At 56.2% G+C, this 24477-nt stretch carries 16 protein-coding genes; 8 read left to right on the top strand and 8 right to left on the bottom strand.

The features are described from left to right. Positions 1–342: 342 nt before the first annotated feature. A complete protein-coding gene (locus KF752_17985) occupies positions 343–2268 on the top strand; it encodes a redoxin domain-containing protein (GenBank protein ID MBX3423452.1) in 1926 nt (641 codons plus the stop codon). Between the two features lie 100 nt (positions 2269–2368). Here KF752_17985 and KF752_17980 read toward each other — a convergent pair whose 3' ends face one another. Continuing rightward, positions 2369–3679: a Gfo/Idh/MocA family oxidoreductase gene (locus KF752_17980; protein ID MBX3423451.1), complete on the bottom strand. Its 1311-nt coding sequence runs from the start codon at positions 3677–3679 to the stop codon at positions 2369–2371. A 342-nt stretch (positions 3680–4021) separates the two neighbouring features. Between KF752_17980 and KF752_17975 the strand changes: the two genes are divergently transcribed. Beyond that, on the top strand, positions 4022–4918 hold the full coding sequence (locus tag KF752_17975; protein MBX3423450.1) for a restriction endonuclease: 897 nt from the start codon (positions 4022–4024) through the stop codon (positions 4916–4918). A gap of 214 nt (positions 4919–5132) precedes the next feature. On the opposite strand, the gene KF752_17970 is transcribed toward KF752_17975, so the two are convergent. Continuing rightward, positions 5133–5600: an Rrf2 family transcriptional regulator gene (locus KF752_17970; protein ID MBX3423449.1), complete on the bottom strand. Its 468-nt coding sequence runs from the start codon at positions 5598–5600 to the stop codon at positions 5133–5135. Between the two features lie 179 nt (positions 5601–5779). Between KF752_17970 and ric the strand changes: the two genes are divergently transcribed. The 3 genes from ric (at position 5780) to KF752_17955 (ending at position 7356) form a co-directional block, all read left to right on the top strand. Beyond that, positions 5780–6562: an iron-sulfur cluster repair di-iron protein gene (gene ric / locus KF752_17965; protein ID MBX3423448.1), complete on the top strand. Its 783-nt coding sequence runs from the start codon at positions 5780–5782 to the stop codon at positions 6560–6562. A gap of 148 nt (positions 6563–6710) precedes the next feature. Next, positions 6711–7016, top strand: a complete 306-nt coding sequence (locus KF752_17960; GenBank protein ID MBX3423447.1) for a hypothetical protein — start codon at positions 6711–6713, stop codon at positions 7014–7016. An 82-nt stretch (positions 7017–7098) separates the two neighbouring features. Next, on the top strand, positions 7099–7356 hold the full coding sequence (locus tag KF752_17955) for a hypothetical protein (protein MBX3423446.1): 258 nt from the start codon (positions 7099–7101) through the stop codon (positions 7354–7356). A gap of 59 nt (positions 7357–7415) precedes the next feature. Here the strand turns inward: KF752_17955 and KF752_17950 are convergent, their stop codons facing one another. The 5 genes from KF752_17950 to KF752_17930 form a co-directional block, all read right to left on the bottom strand. Then, positions 7416–9680, bottom strand: coding sequence for an MMPL family transporter (locus tag KF752_17950; GenBank protein ID MBX3423445.1), 2265 nt, complete (start codon positions 9678–9680; stop codon positions 7416–7418). Between the two features lie 37 nt (positions 9681–9717). Then, on the bottom strand, positions 9718–11403 hold the full coding sequence (locus KF752_17945; GenBank protein MBX3423444.1) for an NAD-binding protein: 1686 nt from the start codon (positions 11401–11403) through the stop codon (positions 9718–9720). 96 nt (positions 11404–11499) lie between these two features. Then, positions 11500–12636: a ribosome small subunit-dependent GTPase A gene (gene rsgA, locus KF752_17940; protein ID MBX3423443.1), complete on the bottom strand. Its 1137-nt coding sequence runs from the start codon at positions 12634–12636 to the stop codon at positions 11500–11502. 7 nt (positions 12637–12643) lie between these two features. Further along, a complete protein-coding gene (gene ftsH / locus KF752_17935; GenBank protein ID MBX3423442.1) occupies positions 12644–14782 on the bottom strand; it encodes an ATP-dependent zinc metalloprotease FtsH in 2139 nt (712 codons plus the stop codon). A gap of 242 nt (positions 14783–15024) precedes the next feature. Beyond that, complete coding sequence (locus KF752_17930; GenBank protein MBX3423441.1) at positions 15025–17640, bottom strand: RecQ family ATP-dependent DNA helicase; 2616 nt, start codon at positions 17638–17640, stop codon at positions 15025–15027. A 356-nt stretch (positions 17641–17996) separates the two neighbouring features. Here KF752_17930 and KF752_17925 point away from each other — a divergent pair, with 356 nt between their 5' ends. The 3 genes from KF752_17925 (at position 17997) to mutS (ending at position 23148) form a co-directional block, all read left to right on the top strand. Next, complete coding sequence (locus tag KF752_17925; GenBank protein MBX3423440.1) at positions 17997–19130, top strand: hypothetical protein; 1134 nt, start codon at positions 17997–17999, stop codon at positions 19128–19130. Between the two features lie 88 nt (positions 19131–19218). Next, positions 19219–20472: a PQQ-binding-like beta-propeller repeat protein gene (locus tag KF752_17920; GenBank protein MBX3423439.1), complete on the top strand. Its 1254-nt coding sequence runs from the start codon at positions 19219–19221 to the stop codon at positions 20470–20472. A 66-nt stretch (positions 20473–20538) separates the two neighbouring features. Further along, positions 20539–23148, top strand: a complete 2610-nt coding sequence (gene mutS / locus KF752_17915) for a DNA mismatch repair protein MutS (protein ID MBX3423438.1) — start codon at positions 20539–20541, stop codon at positions 23146–23148. Positions 23149–23333: 185 nt separating this feature from the next. Here mutS and KF752_17910 read toward each other — a convergent pair whose 3' ends face one another. Then, complete coding sequence (locus KF752_17910; GenBank protein ID MBX3423437.1) at positions 23334–24140, bottom strand: hypothetical protein; 807 nt, start codon at positions 24138–24140, stop codon at positions 23334–23336. Positions 24141–24477 lie beyond the last annotated feature (337 nt).

The raw sequence follows: 24477 nt of genomic DNA, 5'->3' as shown, positions 1-24477 counted from the left end.
GGCCTGTCAACTCACAGTTCGCATCAATTTCCAACAACTAGGCTCAGCCATCAGTCCTCTGGCGCACGGCAGGCTAATCGGATCGTCTAATCGGCCTAGCCAACTTCAGCGGAAAGCCGATTTTCCCAAGGTTTTGCTAGCACCGGGCATCTCAAAGAGCCTCTGCCACGACCTAAATTGAGCATCCAGCACAACCTGTGATTCTCGAAAAAGCGAGATTCGCGCCGCGTCCGGCAAATGCTACAACAGCCCGGAGCTACCCTCCCCCGGTTTGCCGCTGGTCCACAACCGATGGCTCAAGCCGGATTTCCCCAGGACCAGCCAACTCGTATTCTCGACAGGATGAATCGAATGCTACGCGATATGTTCCTCGGTCTGTTTGTCGCCCTGGCGCTCAGCACCAACTTCAGTCGGCTGGCGGCCAACGAATCAACCGAACTGACAAAGGCATTGTCCTTCAAGCCGCGCCAAGCCGACGTGAATTACGAAAAGGTAAGCGCCGACGAAGTGGGTAAGTGCAAGCTGGAAAAGGTGGCTCGCGACGATGGCAAAGGATTCTGGGTAACCGGCCCGGCTGGACAGCCACTGCGATGGTTCGTGGACACCAACGGCGATAACAAACCAGATCGCTGGTGCTACTTCAACGCTGGCGACGAAGTGTATCGCGAATCAGACACAAACTTTAATGGCACCGCAGATGAATATCGCTGGTTGAATACCGAAGGCATGCGCTGGGGAATCGATAGCGACGAAGACGGTACCATCGACAGTTGGCGAATTATCTCCGCTGAGGAAATCTCTTACGAAGTTATCCAGGCTCTGGCGACTGGTGACATCAAACGCTTTCAGCGGTTACTGCCTACCGAAGCGCAAATCGAAGGGCTCGCACTCGGCAGCGCGATGACAGACTCTCTGAAAGCTCGTGTACAAACAGCCCGCGATCAGTTTCCCGGTTGGATGCGGCAACAGCAATTAGTCACCGCCACCAGTCGCTGGACCAATTTTGGTGCCGACAAGCCTGGAATCGTTCCGGCTGGTACCGCCGCCTCCAAGCAGGATATTGTCGTATACGAGAACGCCGTGGCGCTATTTGACAACGACGGTGAAGCTCGACAACTAATCATCGGCACCCTGATTCAAGTCGATGGCTCGTGGCGCCTAGCCAGCCTGCCCCGCAAAGTCGGCGACAACGCGACATCCGAAGATACGGGAGTCTTCTTCAATGTTTCCTACAATCCGCGCGGTCAGAACTCAACAGCGGAAACGGAGATGGGCATCAGTAAGTCCCTGGAGGCGCTGGTCGTCGAACTGCAAGGAATAGACGACAAGCTAAATGGCGACGTCAACGACAAGGCCAGCCTGCACGCGCGGCGCGCCGACGTTTTGGACAAACTGATCGCCTCCGCCCAGTCTGCCGATGACCGTGCGATTTGGATCGAACAGATGGCCGACACCGTCAGCGCTGCCGCTCAAATCGGCGAGTATCCCGACGGTACCAACCGCCTGCGCAAGTTCTCTGCCAAGCTGAAAGAAAACGGGGCCGATGCCAGTAGTTTGGCCTACGTCGAGTTCCGCAGAATTACCGCTGAACACAACTTGGATATGCAACAACCCGGGGCAAAGTTCGAGGAGCTGAATGAAGCTTACTTGGCTAGCCTGCGAGGCTTCATTGAAGAATACCCACAAGCCGAGGATTCCGCAGAGGCCATTCTGCAAATCGCGCTAGCCGCCGAATTCAATGGCGATGCCAAGGAAGCTGCCCGGTGGTACGATCGTGCCGCCAAAGGGTATGCATCATCCGATTCCGGCAAGAAGGCCGCTGGTGCACTGCGCCGACTGAACCTGGAAGGCAAGCCATTCAGTATTGCTGGTACAACCCTTGACGGCAAAACCTTTAACTCCAACGCCTTTCGCGATCGACCGGTGGTCTATCACTGCTGGGCAAGCTGGTGCGAAGGCTGTAAAGCCGACATGCGGGCTCTCAAAGAATTGCAGGCCAAGTATGCTAAACACAAGCTGTTGATTGTGGGTGTTAACTTGGACAAAGAACGTGCTCAAGCTGACCAATTCATCAAGCAGAATCCCTATCCATGGCCACACATCCACGACCCCGGTGGCTTGGATAGCAGCCTAGCAACCAGCTACGGTATATTGACTCTGCCGGTGAACATCGTTGTGGATAAAAACGGCAACGTCGTCAAATCCGGCGCACACTGGACCGAACTGGATCGCATCATCGACCAGTTAGTCAAACCACCCGTCAAGTAGCAATTGTTAGCATGGTAGCTGCAGTATGACTGTGGCATTGCCACTACCATAGCCAGTCGGTAGCTGCTGGTAAATTACCTTTGGCCTCACGCCTCATCACTCACCCGGCGTCGATGCCAATCCGCTGAGCGAACTCGCACGCCTCCTGCACGGTCACAATCTGGTCGCCAGTTGGTGTGGCGAGTTCGAATCGCTGGCCACCCCGTCGAGAACTCAGTTCGGCGGTGTTGGCAATTAGCAACGTTTTCCATCCCAGCTCCAGGCCGACATCAAAGACAGCTCCTGCGCGAACGCTGTCTAGAAACGCTTGCAATTCCCGCCGATAGGCTGCTCCAAAACGCGCATAAAAATCGGGTTGTTGCTCGGTCGTTGGCATCAGTGGCGACAGCGTCGCCGGGGTCATCGCCAAGCTATGCCAGTCGGCTAAATAGCCGCGCGGTCCTGGCTCAGCACCGACTCCGCGCCACAGCTTGACATGGACTTGGCCAAAGTCCCCGACAAATTCCCCAACATCGATGCGACCAGCGGTGCCAATCAGCTTGAATCCGTTGTCGTAGCCGGTGTTGTTGATCCGCGAGCCCCACAGGTGTGCCACCGATCCATCCGGCCAGACGCAAAAGGCATGTACAATGTTCGCTCCTTCCCCCGCGCAGTCATTGTAATGTGGAGCCATGAAGCGCACGGCCTGCACAAATTGAGGCAGTTGGAATTGATGAAAGCACAGCGCCTCGAAGACCAGATGAATCGCCATATCAGCCGTAATGCCACAACTCTGGTAGGCCGGTGGAGTCGGATTCTTGTCCTGTAGAATGTGCTGTGACTGTTGCAACTGGCCAATCCGGCCTTGCTCGAACCAGGCCCGCGCCAACTCGATGGCTGCATCGTACCGGCGCTGAAACGCCACTTGAATCAGTCGATCGCCGGCATCACCGAGCTGGCTACACAGCCGGGCCGCTTCCGCAACAGAATTGGCTAGCGGCTTTTCAACCAACACCGGAACACCTGCTTGCGCAAACGCCAAGCAATCGGCCGCGTGATCGCTTGTTCGCGATGCAATGATCACCGCATCGAGTCGCGCCCGATCTGCCATCGACGCAGGACGATCATGCAGAGTCCAACTCGAACTCGCCTGCTGGCTGTCATCTATCTGCTGACCCGCCCCGCTCTGCCCCGCGCCCCACTCTCCGTGTGCAGAAAATTCAGCGTCTCCGTTCTCGTCGCACTTCTGCCTTTCAGCCAGGTACTCTGTGGCCTGCAGGTGCGCCTGCTGCAAAGTTGAGTCCATCCGATCGCCGAGCGCAACTAGCTCGACCTGTCCCTGGACAGCCAGCTCCAGCACATGCTGTAAGTGCACACTCCCCATGCGGCCCAGGCCAAAGCAGCCCACTCTCAGCTTTCTTAAACGCTCCACGCTGCCTGCCAATCACTGATGATTTCTAATCCGCTCGTGCTACGAAATTCGAGCTGTCACATCATGGCTAATTGGACTGTATCTGGGAAGGCACGCGGGCCATCAATGGTCACTCTGACAGGTCTCGTTCGATGCGATTCTGGTTACAGTTGAGGGCAAGAAAGCGTTTCATATCAACCATAGCTGAATTGTCCACAGCCACCTCTATTGTTTGCTTGACACCCGCTAGGCAAGTAGCGATATTTTAGCGTTCCGGTGAGCGGTCGCGTTTCAGAAATCGTGGGTGGTATGGTTCGGGGCCCGAGTAAACTGATTTACTGCGATTGGAACCGACTTCACAAAATGGCAATACCTAACTTCCAATCGCTAACTCTGCCGCTGCTTCAGCTTGCTGCCGATGGCGTGGAGCGCTCAATGGTTGATACTCGGGCACTACTCGCCGAGCAGTTCTCACTAACGAACGAGGAAATAGCCGAACTTCTTCCTAGTGGCCAGCAGCCACGGTTCACCAACCGTGTGGCCTGGGCAAAAGTTTACCTTGAACGTGCAGGCCTGTTGTCGAAGACACGGCGAGGGCATTTCAAGATTACGGATCGTGGACTTTCGGTGCTTGCTGCGCCTCCTGACCGTATCGACATTAATTTTCTCAAACGGTTTTCAGAGTTCGGTAGCTTCCGTTCCAGGCAGGCGACCGATGGTGATGCCGGAACAATTGACGACTCAACGCCGGAAGAGATTTTGCAGGCCGCCTACCAGACTATTCGCGATTCCCTGTCAACCGAAATACTGACCATAGTGAAGTCGCTGTCTGCTTCATTTTTTGAACATTTAGTGCTTGATCTAATGTTAAAAATGGGTTACGGCGGATCGCGAGATGATTCGGGTTTTGTCACCAGTCTAGTAGCAGACGAGGGAATTGACGGAATTATAAACGAAGATCAGCTTGGCTTGGATGTCATTTACCTACAAGCCAAGAGATGGGAAAACACCGTCGGGCGCCCCGAAATTCAACGATTCGTCGGCGCACTGCATGGACGTCGCGCTAGGAAAGGCGTATTCCTGACAACCAGCAGTTTTTCGCAAGAAGCACGCGACTATGTTGCGACGATCGATGCAAAGGTTGTGCTGATCGATGGTTTGAAACTGGCTCAATTGATGATTGACTTCAATGTTGGCGTAGGCAAGTCTCAAGTCTACGAAATTAAGCGAATTGATTCGGACTATTTCGCCGACGAATAACGCAGTCCGCAGTAGTTGCAGGATTAGTCAGTAGTTGGCGTCGCTGAGTGAGTGGATGATTTTGGTGCGATATCGACAGCGCGCAGCCTATGTTCTGCCTTTGTGCTTAAGAGAGCCCCAAGCGCCGGTGGCGTAGGGTGAAGAATGAGGACCTAAAAAGAGGCTGCATCAACCAAGAGCCGCCCAGCGTTACGCGCCGTCTTCATGACCGTCACTACGCGTCCTGCGAGTCGTCGGGGGCCGGGGGGCGACACAGCGCATTACACTGCGTTGGCGCGGGCTGAGGGACAGTGAGCAAATCGGCGATGGTGGACGAGCGAAAACTGCGCTCGACGCTGGCCAACGCATCGTCGATGCGGCGGTGCAGCGGGCAGAGTTGCTGGCCGTGAGCATCCAGTTGCAATGGACAGTTCTTGATGCGCTCGATGGGATCAATGGCCGAAATGACCTCCAGGACCGTCAGCCCCTCGGGCTTTCTCAGCAGGCTGAACCCCCCCTGGCTACCGCGCCGCGCCGACAGAATGCCGCTGCGAGCCAAATCCTGCAAGACTTTAACCAGATATCCCGGAGCGGCTTGAATGCCCTCGGCAATCTCTTTCACCTTGTGCAGCCCCTGAGGTCTGCGGGCCATCCACACGACGGCCCGCAGACCCGACTCGCTGGCTTCAGATAACAGTTTCATGGTCACAACTCCTCCGGTGGCGTTGACACCAGCATACCCGAAGCCTATAAACATGTAAAGTGTGCATTGATGCCCACAACACCTGTTTAGAGAAGTTTCCGGATAGATATCAGGCAGTTTCGGGGTTGGCCTGACCAGCCCGTGTGGAGTTGCCCAGTCGCGTTGGGGGAGAAACGAAAATGACAGCCATGTCTACAGAATTGACCGTCGGACAATTGGTGCGACAACGACCGGCCAGATCACGCGTATTTGAGGCGCTAAAGATCGACTACTGCTGCGGCGGCAAGTTATCGCTAGCGGAAGCCTGCCAGCGCAAGGGAGTTGACACGGCCGAGGTATGGAAGCGTCTGGCTGAATGTGATGCTCAGTCCGACCGACAAGCGGGCGACGCGGACGATCAGCCCGTCGATGCAGATGCCATGACGCTATCTGCATTGGCCCAGCACATAGAACAGACGCATCATGCTTATTTGAAGACTGAGCTGCCGCGACTGGATCGCATGACCGAGAAAGTGGCTCGCGTTCACGGTGATCGAGATCCGAGGCTGCCCGACCTGCGCCGCGCCTTCGAAGCGTTGCGCGACGAACTGTTGCCGCACATGATGAAAGAGGAAATGATTCTGTTTCCGATGGTCCGCAAGCTGGAACAGCAACTACAGTCAGCCGCAGCGCTATCCGCGCCACCGTTCCACTGCGGCAGCGTTGCCGACCCCATTGGTCAGATGGAGCATGAACACGACAAGGCCGGCAGCGCGTTGCAGAGCATGCGTGAGCTGACCGACGGATTCCAGCCTCCGGACTGGGCCTGCAACACCTACCGCGCCATGCTGGATGGTCTGGCCGTGCTGGAGCGTGACATGCACCAGCACGTACACAAGGAAAACAATGTTATGTTCCCTAAAGCCATTGAGCTGGAAACTGCAATGATGGCAAAACAAGCAGCCCGCTGCTCGACAATTTGAGCGTTTCGGGGGGAGGTAGCTCGATTCGCTAATGACTTTTCGATCACCAGGATGCTATGAACTTAGTGTCCACCGGCGAGGTCAACTGGCTCATGCAGGATGCATGCGGGTTATGGCCTGTGTGCCGACTTAGCGAAAGGATTCGATCGTGGAGTTTGTGATTGATTTGATCGGAAGCCATTCCGCATTTCTGGCCCCTGCCCTGACGGCGTGGGCCATGCTGACACTGTACGTACAACCCAAAACCGAAATCGGCTTTTCGGCAAGCGGATTCTATTTCGTAGTACTGCTGATGGTAGCCGTCTTAACCATGCGTACCACGATGGTTCACGACAAATTATGGCTAATCCATGCCGCCAGTCTTGGCGTGCTGATTGTTGGCGGCGTCTTGTGGCGCCCATCCGAAAGTGGCCACTCGATAGTGGCTGTCCATCCCCAGGACATCCACTTCTAGGCTCAGGGCCAAACGTCGCCATTCGTTCCACGAACGAACCACCACTTAGAACAACCATGTTCCTGCTCAGGGAGACCAAACAATGAACGGCGTCAATTTTTTCACTTGGTTGCGCGATGGAGTTCGTCAGTCCGTGTTGTTGGGCGTCAGCGACGCCGTCGAGCAACTTGGTACGCCGGCCTCGACCGATGAAATTCACCCCAGCGTCGCCGGCATCTTGGCACCCCGTGCCGCCACGCGCAGTTCCGAACCACTTCTCGCCACCCCCGGACAACCGTCCACCGGTCGCAAGCGTCTCGGGCGCTCACTCAAAGAAATGAACCCTCCGCCACAGTCCTAAGTCGTGCGGTGTCGGTGCATAGGCTAGTAGCAAGAACTCGATCCCTCCGCAGTAGGGGACTATGGTTCGTCCGGTTCGCGCGCCGTCGATCGGCTTTGGAACAGTTTTCCAAGTCGTGTGGACAGCAGCGCCGGGAGGAGCACCAGGTCGCCGACCAGTCCAACGAACAATTGAGCCGCCATCAGCCAGGCAAATCTTCGTATCGGCATGAACGAGCTGTACGAAAAGACCAGCATCGCGCAGGAGCAGGTCAATGTGGTCAATACCATCGCCTTGGCGCAATGTGCCAGCGCTCGCCTAACCGCTTCGCGAGCCGTGGTACTGACAGCTACTCGACGGTACCAAGTCAACAGGTGCAGCGTATCATCAACGGCTATTCCCATGGCGACGCTGGCCGTCATGATCGTGCCAATTTCAATCCAGATATCCAGCCAGCCCATAAATCCGAAGACCATGACGACCGGAATGATGTTGGGCAGCATGGCGACCAGTCCGGCCGCAATGCTTCGCAAATAAAACATCATCACCAGGCTGATCAGGGCGAAGGCCATCATAAAGCTAGTCGTCAAATCACTGAGCAGCGATCGCTGAGCGCGGTACATCAGCGGCAGTACCCCGGTATAGGTGATCGTGGCACCGGGCACATTTTCGATGATTGGGTCCAGTTCGACCTTCAATTCTTCAGTCAACCGATCGCTGGAGGTGTAACTGAGCGCCGAGGTGCGCACGCTGATTCGCCACAGTCGCTGGGAGTCTGCAGAATGGGCAACCAACCCTGCCGCCTGCATCCGTTGCTCCAGTTCGCCAGCGCTGCGTCGCAGTACCGCCTGGCGAATAACTCGCTGCATGCCAGTAGAGCGGGATTGCGGAGGGGCAAAACTGCTCGCCGATAGCGTCGCACCTACGCGGCCGTGCCGGCGCACCACCTGTTCGATACTCCGCACATGATCCAGCTGTGACCACAGGCTATCCTCCGAGACATCATTGAAATGAATGACTAACTCGAGCGGCGACAGTGGTCCCACATTCTGCTCCAGCCAACCATAGTCTTGCAGGATGCGACTGGCCGCTCCAAACCGATAGTACAGGCTGACCGTCGAATGCAAACGAGTCAGCCCATAGGCGGTCAAACCCAATCCGACGATGAACGTCATGATGATCCAGGCCGGTTTATTCCAGACCCACTCTGCCCAGGTGTTGACCAGCCAGGAATCACCCGCACGTTCTCGGTGGCGATTGCGCCTACTGGCCGACGGAGGCCACACAGTCAAGCCAGCGGGTATCAAGACCAGAACACCGAGCAGCGTTAGCAGTACACCAGCCGCCGAGTAGATGCCAAACATTTTGACGGGCACGATGTTGCTGACGGCCAACGACGAGAGTCCAATTGCCGTCGTAAGCGACGAGAGGGTGCAGGGCTGCCAACCATCTCGGACCGCGCGCCAGGGAGCCGACTGGTCGGAGGTGGTCAGCAGCGCAGCCCGGTAATAGTTGATAATGTGAATTGCACCGGACATGCTGAGCACGCTGACCAGGGCGGGCAGCATGGTCATGGTCAGATTCATGTGGCCACCCGTGTAATACAAAAACGCCAGTGACCCGGTTGTGCAGAAGGCGTTATTGATGAGAATCAGCACCGCCATTCTGACGCTGCGCAGCTGACTCCATGTGATCAGCAGCGCAATGGCACCCGATACACAGGACAACTCGACGAGCATACGCCGACTTTCGATGTCGATGGTCGCGCCATCGACGGTGGCACCGCCCAGGCGCAACTGATCTGGGGGAATTCCGACTTGCTGTTGGGCGGTTTCGAGTATCTGCGCCACGGCCGCTGCCCGATTTTGCTTGCCGCGTTCGGAAACCGTCAGCACCAGACAAGTTGTCTTACCATCCGGTCCTACCATCACTCCTGAGAGCCGGCGGATAGCTTCATTACGAGAAAGGTCCAGCGGCGGGGCACGCAGCTTTTGGAGCAGTTGATCGCCCGTAGTAGCCCGCTCGAAGTAGGATGGCTCAGATTCTCGCAGCAACGCCTCGGCCAATTGCCCAGCCCGTGGATCACCCAAGACACAACCCGGCCAACTGACCACGGTCATCTCGTCGTTGCCGAAATGGTCCTGCAACCACTGGTAGGTCACCGCCTCTTGAAAGCCCCGCGGCAGCCATTGTCGAGGGTCATTGGTGTTGCTACGAATCGCACCTAGCGTACCGAGATAGAGCCACGGACTAGTGGCGAAGGCTGCGACCAGAATAGCCCAACTACCCACGCTGCGAAGCAAGTGTACCGATGGCGTGGCGGATTGGCTGTCGGAATTGTGCATGGCTTGAAGGTGTTAGCCACAGGTCGGTCAGCGACTGTCAGTCGGCGTGCTTGGCAAAGAAACGATCTTCGGCCTCAGCATCACCGACAACGATTAGATTAAGGCCGGCGGTCAGGCGCATATGCGGGTTGGGATTGGCTTGGCACAGCCCGTTTTCTTCGATGCCTACGACGTTGCATCCGGTCACTTGTCGGAATTGCGATTCGGCCAGCGATTTACCAACCAGCCAACTTGGTACTGGAACTTTGAAGGCATCCAGGCCATCGGTCAACAGCAGCAGATTGCCGCGCCTGAGCAGATTGTAGATATTACTGCTGCCCATCGAGGCGTACGACATCACGAAGTCGGCTCCGGCGCGATGCAACGTGGAAACATTGCGATCCTGATTAGCGCGCACCAGAATTTGTGCATCAGGCCGGAGTTTGCGACAGTAGATCGACAGGTAGACGTTCACGTCATCATCGTGGCTGGTGATGATGACTGTCGAGCAATCGCGAATTCCTGCACGCTCCAGTACTTCCAACTCAGCAGCGTCGCCCAGCACATAGTGTTGTGGGTTGCGGATGCGCTGCGGATTGTGATCGATGATATGATACTCGATGTCCTTATTGAGCAGCTCGCGACCCGCCGCCCGGCCAACTCGACCTCCGCCGATGATGATTACGCTCGACTCTTCTTTGCCGTAAACACAAAACAGCGCGTCGTATTCATCCAAGTCAGCGCGCGTTCCAGACAGTAGCAATACCGACCACGGTTCCACGCGCGTCTCAGGCCCGGCCAAAGTAAATCTTCCGCGATCCCAAATACCCACGACGTTGGTGCGCGTGTGTTCGTAGAGTTTAATATCGCGTAGCGTCCTACCCACCAGCGGGGTGCCAGCCGCCGATGCCTCTGCGATCAGCAGCTCACCAAACGCACCCACCACATGTGTGCGTGCATCGCGTCCCAGTACACGTCGAGCCAAAGCCTGACCCAACATTTCGCCAAGTTGCAGAACTTGATTGCAGCCGGCCAGCTCCAAAATGTCGACTGAGGCTGGTGACGATGCGGTAGCCACGATACTGACCGTCGGCGAAAACTCGCGAACAGTAAACGCCACGTTGGTGTTGGTTGTATCTCGCTGAGCGGCAACAACCATGGCTGCCGCGTTGGCCCGAGCGCGTTCGTAGCTACTGCGATCATCCACCGCCCCCAACATGACAGAAAAACCTTCGTCGTGCAGTCGCAGCGCCTCAGAGAGTTCGCCGACCAGAATCACATAGGGTATTTGAGCCCGTTTGAACAATCGCACCAGGGCTCGTTCAACAATCCCCAAAGATGTCAGAATGACATGACGGCGAGTATCGGCGGGCAACTCTGTCGGCGCGCGCGCGGCGGCTTGGGCCTCCATCCACGGCACGTAAAAAAACTGAATGAACATGAACGGCAGCAGCACGAGCATGAACACCGATCCGGACAACAGCACTGCGACTGAAAACAGTCTGCCAGCGTCGGAGCGGAAGGTAATGTCCCCAAATCCCAAGGTAGACATAGTCACCAGAACCCAATAGATGGTCGAGGCGATGGAGTGCGATTGCCCTTCGCGCTGCATAAGAATCTGGAAGATGGTAGAGAACACCACCACCATGGTCACAAACACCAACAGCAGCTTACCTAATGCCAGTAAGTTGCGTCTTTTGGAGGGCTGGAGAATGAAGCTTAGCGAGACGACAAGTGACTTCATGCCATGGTATCTTCAATTAGCAGGTAGGCAGAATATAGCACTGCCGTGCGGCTTGTGGGAGTCTAGTGCCACGTCGACCAGCTCGTCAGGTTTCAGCTAATCCTGCTGTACCAAGTGAACGTAACTATCGTAGCGCCGCGGGTCGATGCGACCGTCGGCCACGGCTTCTAGGACGGCGCAGCCAACCTCATGCAGGTGCTGACAGTCTGGAAAGCGGCAATGGTTAACGTAAGGACGAATGTCGCGAAACAGTCCGGCGACCTCTGCGGGCTCGACGTCCCACAATTCCAGTTGGCGAATTCCAGGCGTATCGACCAGATACCCCCCCGAGGCCAGTGGAATGAGTTCGGAAATCGTCGTGGTGTGTTTGCCTTTCATGTTTTCTTGGCTGACCGCTTGAACGCGCAAGGCCAGTCCATCCTCCAGCATGTTGAGCAACGAACTCTTACCGACACCGCTTTGACCAGTCACCACGCTGTGACGCCCTGCCACAATACTTCGTAAGCGATCAATCGACCAACCTTGCGTTGCACTGGTCAACAACACGCGATAACCCAATTGCGAAAAGACACCCACGATCGGCTGCAGCACTGTGGGGTCAATCAGATCAACCTTGTTAATGACGATCACAGCCTCCAGCCCCGCGTGTTCTGCGGTGACCAGGAAGCGGTCGATCAAATGTGGCTTCAAGCCTGGCTCAGCAGCGCTGGCGACGATCAAAATCTGCTGAATATTACTAACCAAAATGTGCCGCTTGCCTTTACTGGTACGGCTCAATACGCCTCGTCGAGGTTGTACCCAGACGACAACACCTTGCTGCTCGCCTTCGGGACGAAAGTAGACAAAGTCGCCGGCCACAACCACATGTCGCGCGTCGGTTGAGATCGACTTCAGTACTTGTCGCACGGCACAGCGCACCAATTGTCCATCGTCGGCCAACACGATACTCTCCAGTCCGTGCACTCGCAGTACGCGGCCGGTGCGGAGGCTGGGATCATTCAATTGCAAGTCGACGGGCAACCCGTCACGATCGGACTGAGCCAATTCGCCGATCAGAGTTCGATAGCGCGTCAATTCACCTTTGCCGCTGACGCGCTCATGCGACAGGATATTCTGATCGTCCAGGGAACCGTCATGGAATTGACGAGTCAGGTCGCTTTGGCGACGGCGTTCCTGGTGGTTCTTTTTGAACTGAGTGCGAATCTTACGAGATGGCTTAGGTTTTTTCGCCATACTGCGTTTAGCGCTCCGGTGCGGGCGACCTTCCCTGCGAAGCCAGCGATTGGGCAGCCACAGGATCGTTCGCTGAAGCTGCATCGCTACTGGATGCGGTCAAGGCTGCTTGCGAGGCATTGGCATCCGTATCTGTATGGTCTGTGGACGAAGTTAACAAGTGCTGCCGCGCCGCGCCATGCACAGAGACACCAATCAGTTCTTCAATTTCAGTTTCACTCAGCTCTTCGCGCTCTAATAATCCGCGAGTAATGGCTTCCAATTCCTCCCGGCGCTGGCTCAGGAGTTCGGTCGCACGCAGGCTGGCCGAGTGCAGTACTCGTGAGACTTCACCGTCGATCATTTCTTGAGTGTGCTCGCTGAATTTACGCTGCTGGTGCATTTCGCGGCCCAGGAACGGATCTTCTTCTGAGGTCTTGTAGCTGACCGGTCCCAGTTTGGGACTCATGCCCCAATGGGTAATCATCCGCCGCGCCATCTCGGTGGCCCGTTCTAGATCATTTTCGGCACCAACGGTCGTTTCATCATAGATCATTTTTTCTGCTGACCTACCCGCCAGCAAAACCACCAATTGATCCTGCAATTCATGCTCGCTGGCGCTAACGCGATCCTCGGTGGGAACGATTTGAGTAACTCCCAGAGCGCGCCCGCGGGGAATAATGGTGACTTTGTGCACGCGCTGAGCGCCTTTCAGGAACCAGGCGGCTAAGGTATGACCCGCCTCGTGGTAAGCGGTCTTCTTCTTTTCAGCTTCATTAAGCACTTCCTCGCGTTTGGCACCCATCAACACCTTGTCGCGGGCGTAGTCGAAATCCCCGGAACTGACCCGGTTCTTGTTGTTGCGGGCCGCCCACAGCGCAGCTTCATTAACCAGATTGCGAATATCAGCGCCTGTCAGACCGATCGTCACTGCGGCTAATCGCTCCAGATCGACATCGTTGTCCAGTGGCACATCGCGCGTGTGCACTTTGAACATTTCCATGCGCCCCTTTTGCGTCGGACGGCCGACGGTGACATGCCGATCGAATCGCCCGGGACGCAAGAGAGCCGGGTCCAGCACATCGGGGCGGTTGGTGGCAGCCAGCACGATTACCGACTCGGACGGTGCAAAGCCATCCATTTCGCTCAGAATCTGATTCAACGTCTGCTCACGTTCATCGTGGCCACCGCCCAGACCGGCACCGCGTTGGCGACCGACCGCGTCAATTTCGTCCACGAAGATAATAGCCGGAGAATGCTCCTTGGCCTGCTGAAACAGATCGCGCACGCGGCTGGCACCTACACCCACAAACATTTGAATGAATTCACTGCCGTTAACCGAATAGAAGGGCACCCCCGCCTCGCCGGCAACAGCCCGAGCCAACAGCGTCTTGCCGGTGCCCGGAGGACCGTTCAACAACACGCCCTTGGGAATGCGCCCACCCAGACGATGAAACTTCTCGGGGCTTTTCAGGAATTCGACCAACTCTTGCAAATCCGCTTTGACGCCCTCCAACCCAGCCACATCGTTGAATGTCGTCTGTTGGTCGCTAGCTTCATAACGTTTGGCGGTGGATCGGGAAAAACCCGAAAAAAAGCCGCCTCCACCCATCATTTGACTCTGCGTTCGCCGATACATAATCCACAGCGAGGCTAACAACGCCAGCGGCAGCAGTATCCAGATGGCCATAAAGAAAAAATTCATCGTATCGCCATCGTGAAACGTGGCCACAATCGGGCCACCCTGGGTCGCATCGCTGGATTTCTCGTCGGCGGTTGGACGCTGCTTTTCGATCTGATTTCGTAACCATTCGCCGGACTCAGGTGGGAGCGTGACCGAAAACTGCTTGCGGTAGCGAGCAACTTCGTCAGTCAATTTTTGGGCAATAGGCTCGCCCGCAGCGGTGTATTCGATGGGTTTTGGCGGTGGCTCTCGAAATGTCCCTCGAGCCGAATTGCCAGTGACGTCCAGAGTTTGAATATTTCTTTCTTCAAGCTGGTCCACGAAGAAGCTGTAGCTGATGCGATCCACACTGAAGCTGGACCAAAACGAGGACAGCAGCAAGGACAAGACCACGATCAACAGCAGGATCGGCCAGAATTGACCACGCCGCGACGTACCTTCTTCGCTCTTTTTATTGCCAGCCGACGGTTGCTGGTTGTCCATTCCTAGCCCTTCAAAGTTATCATCGCTGATTTTCGTCTATAACAATTGGCGAACCTCTCCATTCTAGGCCACGATGCCACCGCTTGGGCACCCCTAGAGCGTCAATTTGTTGTTCAGCCGGAGATTTTCTGTTGTTTGGCGAGCCGCATTAATGCGTTGCCGTTGCGCTTGCGGTGGGCGAACTGGGGTTCCAGCGGCTGGTGACGGTAGCTACGGGTATATTCTGACTGGCCGCATGCCTTTTAGACACCCGCTGAAGCTCGTCGCTGCATTTCTCGCAGCACGCGCTGCTGACCAGGCGTTCGAACATCGCTGTCGGCAACCGACACCCATCCGCGCTCCAGCCGCTGACCAGCGCGTATCGAATCGCATAAGCTGGCCGCTAGCTGTTCATCGTTCATTCGGCGAATGGCCTGCACAGCCGACCATGTCCATCCAGCTCGAAAAAGCTGGACGGTCCACTGCCAATCAGGGGTATTACCGAGTTGATTATCGTCTGTGGCCACTGTGGGCCGCGCAGGCGAAACAACGGGCTGAGCCGGGGGGCTCGGTACGTTGGGGGCCTGAGCAGCAGGAGTGTTCGATTTACCAAACAATCGGGCAAGTTTGCTGGCTAGGGCGGCAGGCAACTGGACCTGGACCAGCAGTTCACGCCGGCGAGCCGAATCGGCCATTTCAGGAGCGACACAGACAGTTGGCCGGTAGCGACTAACCTCCTGCTGCTGCAGCACTCCACAGCCCAACAGGCAGTCGACCAGTTTGACACCTTCCTCTTGCCTGAGGCCACGCAGCATCCCAAATCCGCCAAGGCGATGCAGATTGAGCTTTTGAACCTTTGAATTCTCTGACCCGCAAAGATATTGGACGATCAAAAGTCGCCCCATGCGTCCTTGCAGTCTGCCGATTTCGTCCACGATTCTTTGGAGCATCAAGACCTGCTGCTCCAGCGACATTTGTGCAGGCTGCGATGCGGGCGACGAGCGCGCTGCCAAAGGGGTTTTCGACTCAGGCTTACCAGGCGGCTTGGCTGCCTGGCTGTTGGCAGTTCGAGACTGCGGTAGTCCGACTTCACCAGCATCGACCTGCGTTGCAATGGCACCAGCCGCAGCGGCTCTGGTGGTGGCGATTTTGTACAGCGAAACAGCCTGACCGAGTTGACCTCGACAGCGATCACACTGCTGACAATCTTCGGCCTGCGCATCGCCAAAATAGTTAAGGATATTTGCCTGGCGGCACTGCGTGGACTGAGCATACTGAATCACTCGGTTGAGTCTTTCCAGTTCAGCTTCTTTTCGCTTGCGCAGATTGTCGAAGTCAATATTTAACTCTTCAAACGGCACATTCTGCCGTCGAAAATGAACAGCGCGTCCGCGAAACGGGGGCACGTAGTCGACGTCAGGCAATTCATTGAGCAACTTCAGTTGGCGAGATAATGCTTCGCGATCCATGCCCGATTGCTGGACCAGCCACAGCGGATGAAAGAAGACCTCTTCAAATCGCCGCTTATCGACCACTTTTTCCAATAGGCGCATGACACTTCGCCGAACCTTGGCGTCGCTGGGCAACATATCCACGAGCGTCGGCAGGTTGCTATTGATCCGCACCATGGCCATACCTGCACCGGACTCGAGACGCTCGATTACCTGAGTACGAGCCAGGATTTGCAGGCAACTGCCGACCGCCTCGGGCGAAGTATTGAGCCCAAGTTGGTCCCGAATTTCCTCCAGAGTTAACTCGATCGGATCTTCCTCACGCTCGATCAGAAATTCGTAGACCGATTGAATCATCTGGCGCGGCGGATAATTGTTCTCGATGAAGAATTCCTGAATGTAGCGATCCTGGAAGCTGTATAACAGGACGCACGCGGAATCGCGACCATCGCGGCCCGCACGACCGGCCTCTTGATAGTAGGCCTCCAGCGATCCCGGCATGTTGTAGTGAAGGACAAATCGCAGGTCTGGCTTATCGATGCCCATGCCGAATGCATTGGTGGCCACGATCAGCCGCAGTTGGTTGCTCATGAACCGCTCTTGGATGGCTTGACGCTGTTCGGGCAGCAAGCCAGCATGATAGCCGCCGACAGACATTTTCAAGTCTTTCCCAATCCATTCGACCAGTGATTCGCAACGTTTTCGCGTGGCCACGTAGATGATTCCCGACTCGCCGTCGGCCCGCAGGAATTCCTTTAGCTCCTGCTCTTTGTCCCGATCGGACTGACAAGTCACCACGCCGAAATGCAAATTAGGCCGAGCAAAGCCACTCATGAATTGGCTCATTTGCTTCAGGCCCAGAACCTGAACGATATCCTGGCGCACGCGGGGAGTGGCTGTAGCCGTCAGCGCCACCGTTTGCACTCCACCTAACCATTCGCGAAACTGGCCCAACCGTGCGTAGTCGGGACGAAAGTCGTGTCCCCATTGACTGATGCAGTGCGCCTCGTCCACGGCCAGCAGTTGAATCGGCGTGGCCCGAATGGCTTCCATGAACTGCGGACTGCGCAGTCGTTCTGGCGCAACATAGACCAACTTGTATTTGCCAGCAGCCACATCGCTCAACCGCTGTTGCTGTTGCGAATGGCTAAGCGTGCTATTGATCAGGGCGGCATGAATGCCGTTGCGCGCCAAGCTATCCACCTGATCCTTCATCAGCGCGATCAGTGGCGAGACTACAATGGTTAGTCCCGGACGGATCAAACTGGGTAACTGATAGCACAGGCTTTTGCCGCCGCCGGTCGGCATCACGCACAAACAGTCTTTACCGGCTGCAATGGCCTGAATGGCTTCACGCTGCCCCGGACGAAATTCGCGCAGGCCGAAGCGCTGCAAGGCTTGATCTAAGCTGGCTAATGGCTGATTCATCCAATCGAACTGCTAATTCTTTCGATTGCAAACATGGGTTGGCGTCTACTGAACACCCAGTATATCGAATTCTGGTCGATCTGGATGTGGACGACGGAAGCCTTGTGCCTGAGCTGGATTTTTCAGAGTCTCATTCGAGTCCAATCACAACCGGCTGCACAAGCAAGCCGGCGCGATCGGCTCCTGTATGATCCAACGATTTGTCAAATCCCAACCCGTTGAGAGCTCGCCCAGCCGGACCTCATGAGCTTACACCATCTTGGAAAGCCCGCCGGGCAAGTGCACAATAGGTCGACCGCAAGATTCAGGGTTTTCCTGATATCCCTGAGACGTTCATTCAAATAGGAAAGCTGCGAATGTACTGGCGATGCGCGATTATCGGAGGGCTGATAGGGATCAGTCAGCTCGGATTACTGAAGGCTGACCAGCAACTGGAGACGCTCGGAGCAGCCATTGGCGATGTTCAGCAGACCTCTGCCGTGTGGCATACTCTCAGCCAACGCCGCGACCTGGAGCTGACTGCTGTGTTATTGGCCATGAGAACACAAGGCGATGTGGCCAAGAACTGGTACTTGGCATTGGCGCAGACCATCGCCGATCGCAATTCCCAGTCGGCAGTCCAGGAGTGTCAACAGTTTCTTCAACGACCCAGTCAAGACTCTACTGCGCGTTACTGGGCGTTCAGCTACATATGCCAACAGCATCCTGAGCGCCGCGAACAGCTACTGGAGACGATGACTGCCGATTCGAGTCTAGACTTGCGCTACGAGGCGATTCAACTGCAACTGGACCGCTTGATCAAGAACCCTCCCCCAGCCATCGACGCCAAGCAATCGGCCTTTAAACAACTGTTGGTTGCCGCACGATTGCCAAGCCAAGTTCAAGATATTGCCAAGCAGTTAAAAGAGTCTGGGGCTCCGGTGAATTTGCTGGAGCACTTTGGATTTATTTCAGCCTGGCACACCGTTGGACCGTTTGACAACAGCAATCAAAGCGGTTTTAACGTGGTTTATCCTCCAGAACAAGATTACTTAGCGGGACGTTTGCGACTGGATGATCAGACGCTCAACAACCGCAGCTATCCGGCCAAAGACCCGGCCGCTCAGGCTACGTGGAAAGAAGTTTCCACCGAGGACCAAGAAGGCAAGGTTGACTTGGCCGCAGCATACGACAAAGCCAAGGGCGCGTTGGTATATGGCTTGGCTGAATTCCACAGCCCAAGTGACATGGACGTCGAAGTTCGTGCAGGCAGCATGAATGCCATCAAGGTCTGGGTCAACGGGCAACTGGCCATCAGCCGCGAAGTTTACCATGCCGGAGCTCAGGTCGATCAATACACGGCACCTGTCAAACTACAGCCAGGTGCCAACAGCCTGCTCGTCAAAGTGTGTCAAAACGAACAGACGGAGAGCTGGGCTCAGGACTGGTATTTTCAATTGCGATTCTCGGACTCTACAGGTTGGGCCGTGCGTCCGACAGACCGTAAGTAACAGTCGGAAAGAATCTGACGACTGAGGTGCACGTGCAATGGATCGGCATACACGCACATATCACATTTTTTTTGCAGGACGATGGATTATGAACCGCATACCCAGAACACTCGCTTTCAGTTCACTGACGATATTGCTGCAGATCGCGTTGCCAGGGGGCGTGAATCGAGTCCATGCACAATGGTATGGCTTCTTAGGTCCAGGTGGCAATCCGGTGTTGCCATCTACCGTGTTACCGGAACGGTTCTCCGTGGCCAGTGATGACCAGCCTGCGGAGAATATTGCGTGGCGCACGCCGCTGCCGGGTCGCAGTGTCAGTGGTCCGGTAGTTGTGGATGGCAAAGTCATCACAACCGGCAGCTCGGCTATGGAAGGTCGTTGGCTACACACCTCGGCGGTTGATGCGGCAACCGGTAAGTTGCTGTGGCATCGTTCGCTGCGATGCACCGGCCGGCCTCACTGCCATCCGACCAGCGCCAACGCAGCACCATCGCCCTGCACCGATGGCCGACAGATCTATGCCTTCTTCAGCTCCAATGATCTGGCCTGCTACGATCTCGAAGGCAATCTGGTATGGTTTCGTAGCCTGGTCGATGCCCATCCCTTGGCCGGCAACGATGTGGGAATGAGTTCCTCGCCAGTTGTCGTGGATGGCGTGGTGGTTGTGGTGGTTGAGGGACAAGGCGACTCCTTTGCTGCCGGAATTGAGGCCGCCACTGGACAAACTCGCTGGGAAATAAAGCGCCCTCAAGTTGCCAACTGGTCGTCACCCCGTTTGGCGTATGGTGCCGACGGTTCGCCAGTGGTCGTGATTCACAATGGACAGGGTGCCATGGGCATCGTGCCGCGCGATGGTCAAGTTGCCTGGCAGTTGGAGCTGCGCTGTTCGACCATTGCCAGCGCCGTCTTCGCCGAAGACAAGCTATTCCTACCTGCCGATGGAGTTCACGCGTATCAGCTAGCCGGTCCGCGCGAGACACCTGTGCCACTGTGGCGGGCCGGTCGGATCAGTCCTGCATCATCGTCGTTGATGGTGGTTAAAGACCTGGGACTGCTGGGCCTGAACCGCAGCGTGCTGGTGTGCTGCGACTTTGCTGGAGAACTCAAGTGGCAACTGCGACTGCCTGATGCAGGACAGTTCTGGTCGACTCCGGTCGTTGCCGGTCGCCGCTTGGTTGCCATGGCCAGCAACGGCAAGTGCTTTGTGGTCGATTTGACCGACAGCGAAGGTCGGCTGGTCAGCCAGTGTGAGCTAGGTACCGAAGTGCTGGGTTCGCCAGCCATGGATTCGACGGGCATGTATGTGCGTTCGGTTGATGCGCTGTGGAAGATTCGAAGCTAATCGGATAGCAACTCTGTTTCTTAGCCATAATTTTCCGAGCTGTCCACCAACAAAAGCTAACCGTTCATGACCGTTCCGCCCATGCAGCGCCAATACGACCAGGCCAAAGCGGCTTGCGGCGATGCAATTTTGCTGTTTCGCGTCGGTGACTTCTACGAGCTGTTCAACGAAGACGCCATCACCTGTGGCCGTGTGTTGGGCATGACGGTAACCAGCCGCGACAAGGGGGAAAATCCCACGCCCATGGCTGGATTTCCACATCACCAGTTGGAAAGCTATCTGGGCAAGTTGATTCGGTTGGGCTTTCGGGTAGCGGTCTGCGATCAAGTCGAAGACGCGCGCGAGGCCAAAGGTGTCGTCCGCCGCGAGATCACGCGAATCGTTACCGCCGGCACGCTGACTGACGAAGCCCTTTTGGACCCGTTGCACACCAACTGGCTGGTCGCCATCTACTCGACACAGCCCGGGACCGCCGACCCTCAAGCTCCTGTCGGCTTAGCTTGGACAGAATTATCCACGGGGCGCTTTGAAGCCGGCGTCTTCGCTCGCTCGCAACTGCTGGATGAACTGGCGCGCTTGGAACCCTCTGAGGTTCTCCTGCGGGAAGACGACACGGCCTTATCGCCTGGAAACGAGTATGGTTGGACAGTGACGTTGCGACCAACTTGGCAGTTCAACAGCGATGAAGCTCATCGGCAACTGTGCCAGCACTTTGGCACGCAGACGTTAGAGGGCATGGGCTGGGACTCGCAACGCGACGGACCGGCAATCGGCGCTGCTGGCGCTGTACTGGCCTATTTGCAGGAGACACAAAGAACGTCGCTGGTCCACCTGCGCAATCTACTACCGAGCCACGCGCTGCATACCTTGGAAATCGACGCCGCCACGCGGCGATCGCTAGAGATTACTCAGACTTTGCGCGATGGCAAACGAGCCGGTTCGCTATTGGGCGTGCTGGATCAAACTTGCACAGCCATGGGCGCGCGACTGCTGGCCGGCTGGATTGCCAATCCGCTGGTGGATTTATCCGCCATCCAGTCGCGACACGCGGCGGTGCAAGAGCTGGTAAATCAGACCAAGTTGCGAGGCACGCTACGGCAAACACTGAGCGGCATATTCGATTTGCAAAGATTGTTGGGACGCTTGGCAACGGGCCGCGCCAATCCGCGCGACCTGCTCCAGGTCGGCATGACGCTCCAGCAACTGCCCGCCATTGAGCAGCGGCTGACCGATTGCAATAGTCAGCGACTGTATGATCTGCGTTCCAATCTGGAATTATGCGAATCCTTGTGCCAGCGCCTGCTCAGTACGCTACGGCAGGATTGTCCGCTGCATACTCGCGATGGCGGCTTCATTCAGCCGGGCTGTAATGATCAATTGGACGAGCTGTGGCAGCTGGCACGCGGCGGCAAGCAGTGGATCGCTCAATATCAGGCTCAGCAGATCGAGCAGACTGGCATCACCAGTTTGAAAGTTGGCTACACCAAAGTCTTCGGGTATTACCTAGAGGTCACCAACACACATCAAGACAAAGTACCCGACTACTTCATGCGCAAGCAGACTTTGAAGAACGCCGAACGGTACATTACCGATGAACTGAAGCAATACGAAAGCAAAGTGCTAACCGCCGATGAGCAAGCGCTTGCACTGGAGCAAGAGATATTTGGCGAGCTACGAGCCTATGCTGCCGAATTCTTGCCTCAACTCTTGCAGTCCGCACAAGTTCTGGCCGAGGTCGACGTGCTGGCAGGATTGGCCGAACTAGCGGTCCAGCGTGACTATGTGCGGCCAGAGATGGACGACTCCTGTGAGCTGGAAATTTCCGAAGGTCGGCATCCGGTGCTGGACGCCACAATGCCCCAAGGCACTTTTGTGCCCAATGACGTCTCGTTGGGCCCTACCCACCGGCCACTGGCGCTGATCACAGGCCCCAACATGGCGGGTAAAAGCACTTACATTCGACAGGTCGCCTTATTGGCTGTGATGGCCCAATTAGGCAGTTTCGTGCCTGCACGTCGCGCGCGGATGGGTGTGGTAGATCGCATCTTCGCGCGAGTCGGTGCAAGCGACGAGTTGTCGCGCGGCCAAAGTACGTTTATGGTCGAGATGCTAGAGACCGCACGAATACTCAATACTGCCACTGCACGCAGCCTGATCATTCTGGATGAAATCGGTCGCGGAACCAGTACTTACGATGGCCTGAGCCTGGCGTGGGCAATCGTGGAATTCTTGCATGACAAGATCGGTGCACGGACTCTATTCGCCACTCACTACCACGAATTGACCCAGTTAGAAAAATCGCTGCCGGGTGTGCAGAATCTGAATGTCGCCGTCAAGGAATGGGACGAGCATATCGTCTTCCTGCATCGCATCGTGCCCGGAGGCGCTGACCGCAGTTACGGCATTCACGTGGCTCGCCTGGCTGGTATTCCTGCAGCGGTCAACGCGCGTGCACAAGACATTCTGCGTCAACTGGAAACCGATCACGTCAACCACCGAGGCGACTCCAAGATCACTCCGCCGCAACGCAAACCCAACGCGCCGGTGCAGTTAACCCTGTTTGAATTCGGCACGCACCCAGTGATTGAAAAGCTGCGACAGTTGGATATTCAGGCCACCACTCCGCTGGAAGCGCTGCGCCTGTTGCACGAATGGCAGAAGGAAGCCGAGAGTTAGAGGGGCGTTGTGCAATGCTTCGGATCACGCACGCAGCATTAATCATGGCACCGAATATCAAGGAGATAAATTTCCGGTACCTCGCGGGAAGCGCTCCGTGTAACCTGTCAGCGATCAATGATCAAAATTATGCAATGTCTCCACGCTCGTTGGGCACCAGGATAGTTGGTTTCAACGGAACTGGTCTATCGCGTAGCCCCGTTGGGCCGTAGTGGATTGTCATAAGTGGGTGCTTGGCTCAGCCGTTGCGGTTGTAATCGAACTAGCGAGATCGGCTGGCCGGCAGCGGGCAAGTGATCCCTTGATTCAAACTCGTCAGCCACTGTGGTTACCAAGATCGGCCGACCGGAAGGATCGATGTTTTTAGGGGTCCAGTAATCTGCGGTCGAAGTAGTGTTGCTAGCTTGGGAATTGTAGCGTTGGCCGTAGGCAGGCTTGGAAGGTGTGCGCTGATACTGAATGGTGCGTCCGCGGACGGGGCGCTGGCTGGTTTGCGGCTCGTCGGCAAACGGATTGACCTGCGAATCCGAATTCGATGGTGTAGCGGGAGTCTGCCTCAACTGCGTTGGTCGAGAGTTGCCATTCGATTCGCCAGATTGTGTTGTCCAAGAGTGTCCCCAATCGGGTGTTTCACCAAAAGTCACACTGCGGCTAGAGCCCGCACCGCCTGTGTGACGTTGAGCCGGTCGGGCGGCGGTGGACGGATGTGACTCATGAGAATCCACTTCAGTCCATGTGTCGCAGCCCGCGTCGCAGTTACTAGCGAATTGTTGTTTCAAGCCGGCTTGGACGGGATGCAGTAGCCTGCGAATATCCGCGTGTATCCGGCCGGCAAATTGATCGACAACGTCTAGCAATCCGCCATCCTCGGCTGGCATGCAGCGCCCGCTTGAGCAGCCGGTTGGCAGCGGTTGGTCGCAATCCGCACCCAGCAAGAGGCTTGGTGACACCGCCGATGCCCACAGGGTCAGTAGTAGGCTGGTTCGTTTCATGGCAAATGTTCACTCCGTCTTGAATCCACCGAACTTGGAATCACCGCAGCCTAGGCCGTGTGATGGATCAATTGATCGAATCGTTTGGACCGGAATGCTTAGAACTTTCCGAATTAGCGCCACAAACTACTAAGTTTTGCTAGTCATTGCTTCCTTGTGGGTTGATCAGATTCACCGGGAGGGACTGATCCGAAAATTCCATTCGCTGGGGGCAGACCCAGCCTTGGGGGCGAGCTGACGGCCCATAAATCGAGCACTAAGGAAGATATTTTCTCCAGGCTCTATGGAGTTTGAAGAAAATAGATTACCCTAGTCGGTTTGTCGAGCAGCATGACGC

This window comes from Pirellulaceae bacterium (assembly GCA_019636385.1).
GTDB lineage: Bacteria > Planctomycetota > Planctomycetia > Pirellulales > Pirellulaceae > Aureliella.
The sequence above is the reverse complement of the archived record's forward strand: the minus strand, read 5'-3'. Positions and strand labels throughout refer to the sequence as shown.

What these genes read in the sequence shown, in the direction of transcription:
- KF752_17930 (MBX3423441.1), bottom strand. Translation starts at nt 17,640, where the DNA reads ATGAATCAGCCATTAGCCAGCTTAGATCAAGCCTTGCAGCGCTTCGGC.
- KF752_17920 (MBX3423439.1), top strand. Translation starts at nt 19,219, where the DNA reads ATGAACCGCATACCCAGAACACTCGCTTTCAGTTCACTGACGATATTG.
- rsgA (MBX3423443.1), bottom strand. Translation starts at nt 12,636, where the DNA reads ATGGCGAAAAAACCTAAGCCATCTCGTAAGATTCGCACTCAGTTCAAA.
- KF752_17945 (MBX3423444.1), bottom strand. Translation starts at nt 11,403, where the DNA reads ATGAAGTCACTTGTCGTCTCGCTAAGCTTCATTCTCCAGCCCTCCAAA.
- KF752_17970 (MBX3423449.1), bottom strand. Translation starts at nt 5,600, where the DNA reads ATGAAACTGTTATCTGAAGCCAGCGAGTCGGGTCTGCGGGCCGTCGTG.
- KF752_17985 (MBX3423452.1), top strand. Translation starts at nt 343, where the DNA reads ATGAATCGAATGCTACGCGATATGTTCCTCGGTCTGTTTGTCGCCCTG.
- KF752_17925 (MBX3423440.1), top strand. Translation starts at nt 17,997, where the DNA reads ATGTACTGGCGATGCGCGATTATCGGAGGGCTGATAGGGATCAGTCAG.
- ric (MBX3423448.1), top strand. Translation starts at nt 5,780, where the DNA reads ATGACAGCCATGTCTACAGAATTGACCGTCGGACAATTGGTGCGACAA.
- ftsH (MBX3423442.1), bottom strand. Translation starts at nt 14,782, where the DNA reads ATGGACAACCAGCAACCGTCGGCTGGCAATAAAAAGAGCGAAGAAGGT.
- KF752_17975 (MBX3423450.1), top strand. Translation starts at nt 4,022, where the DNA reads ATGGCAATACCTAACTTCCAATCGCTAACTCTGCCGCTGCTTCAGCTT.
- KF752_17955 (MBX3423446.1), top strand. Translation starts at nt 7,099, where the DNA reads ATGAACGGCGTCAATTTTTTCACTTGGTTGCGCGATGGAGTTCGTCAG.
- mutS (MBX3423438.1), top strand. Translation starts at nt 20,539, where the DNA reads ATGACCGTTCCGCCCATGCAGCGCCAATACGACCAGGCCAAAGCGGCT.
- KF752_17950 (MBX3423445.1), bottom strand. Translation starts at nt 9,680, where the DNA reads ATGCACAATTCCGACAGCCAATCCGCCACGCCATCGGTACACTTGCTT.
- KF752_17910 (MBX3423437.1), bottom strand. Translation starts at nt 24,140, where the DNA reads ATGAAACGAACCAGCCTACTACTGACCCTGTGGGCATCGGCGGTGTCA.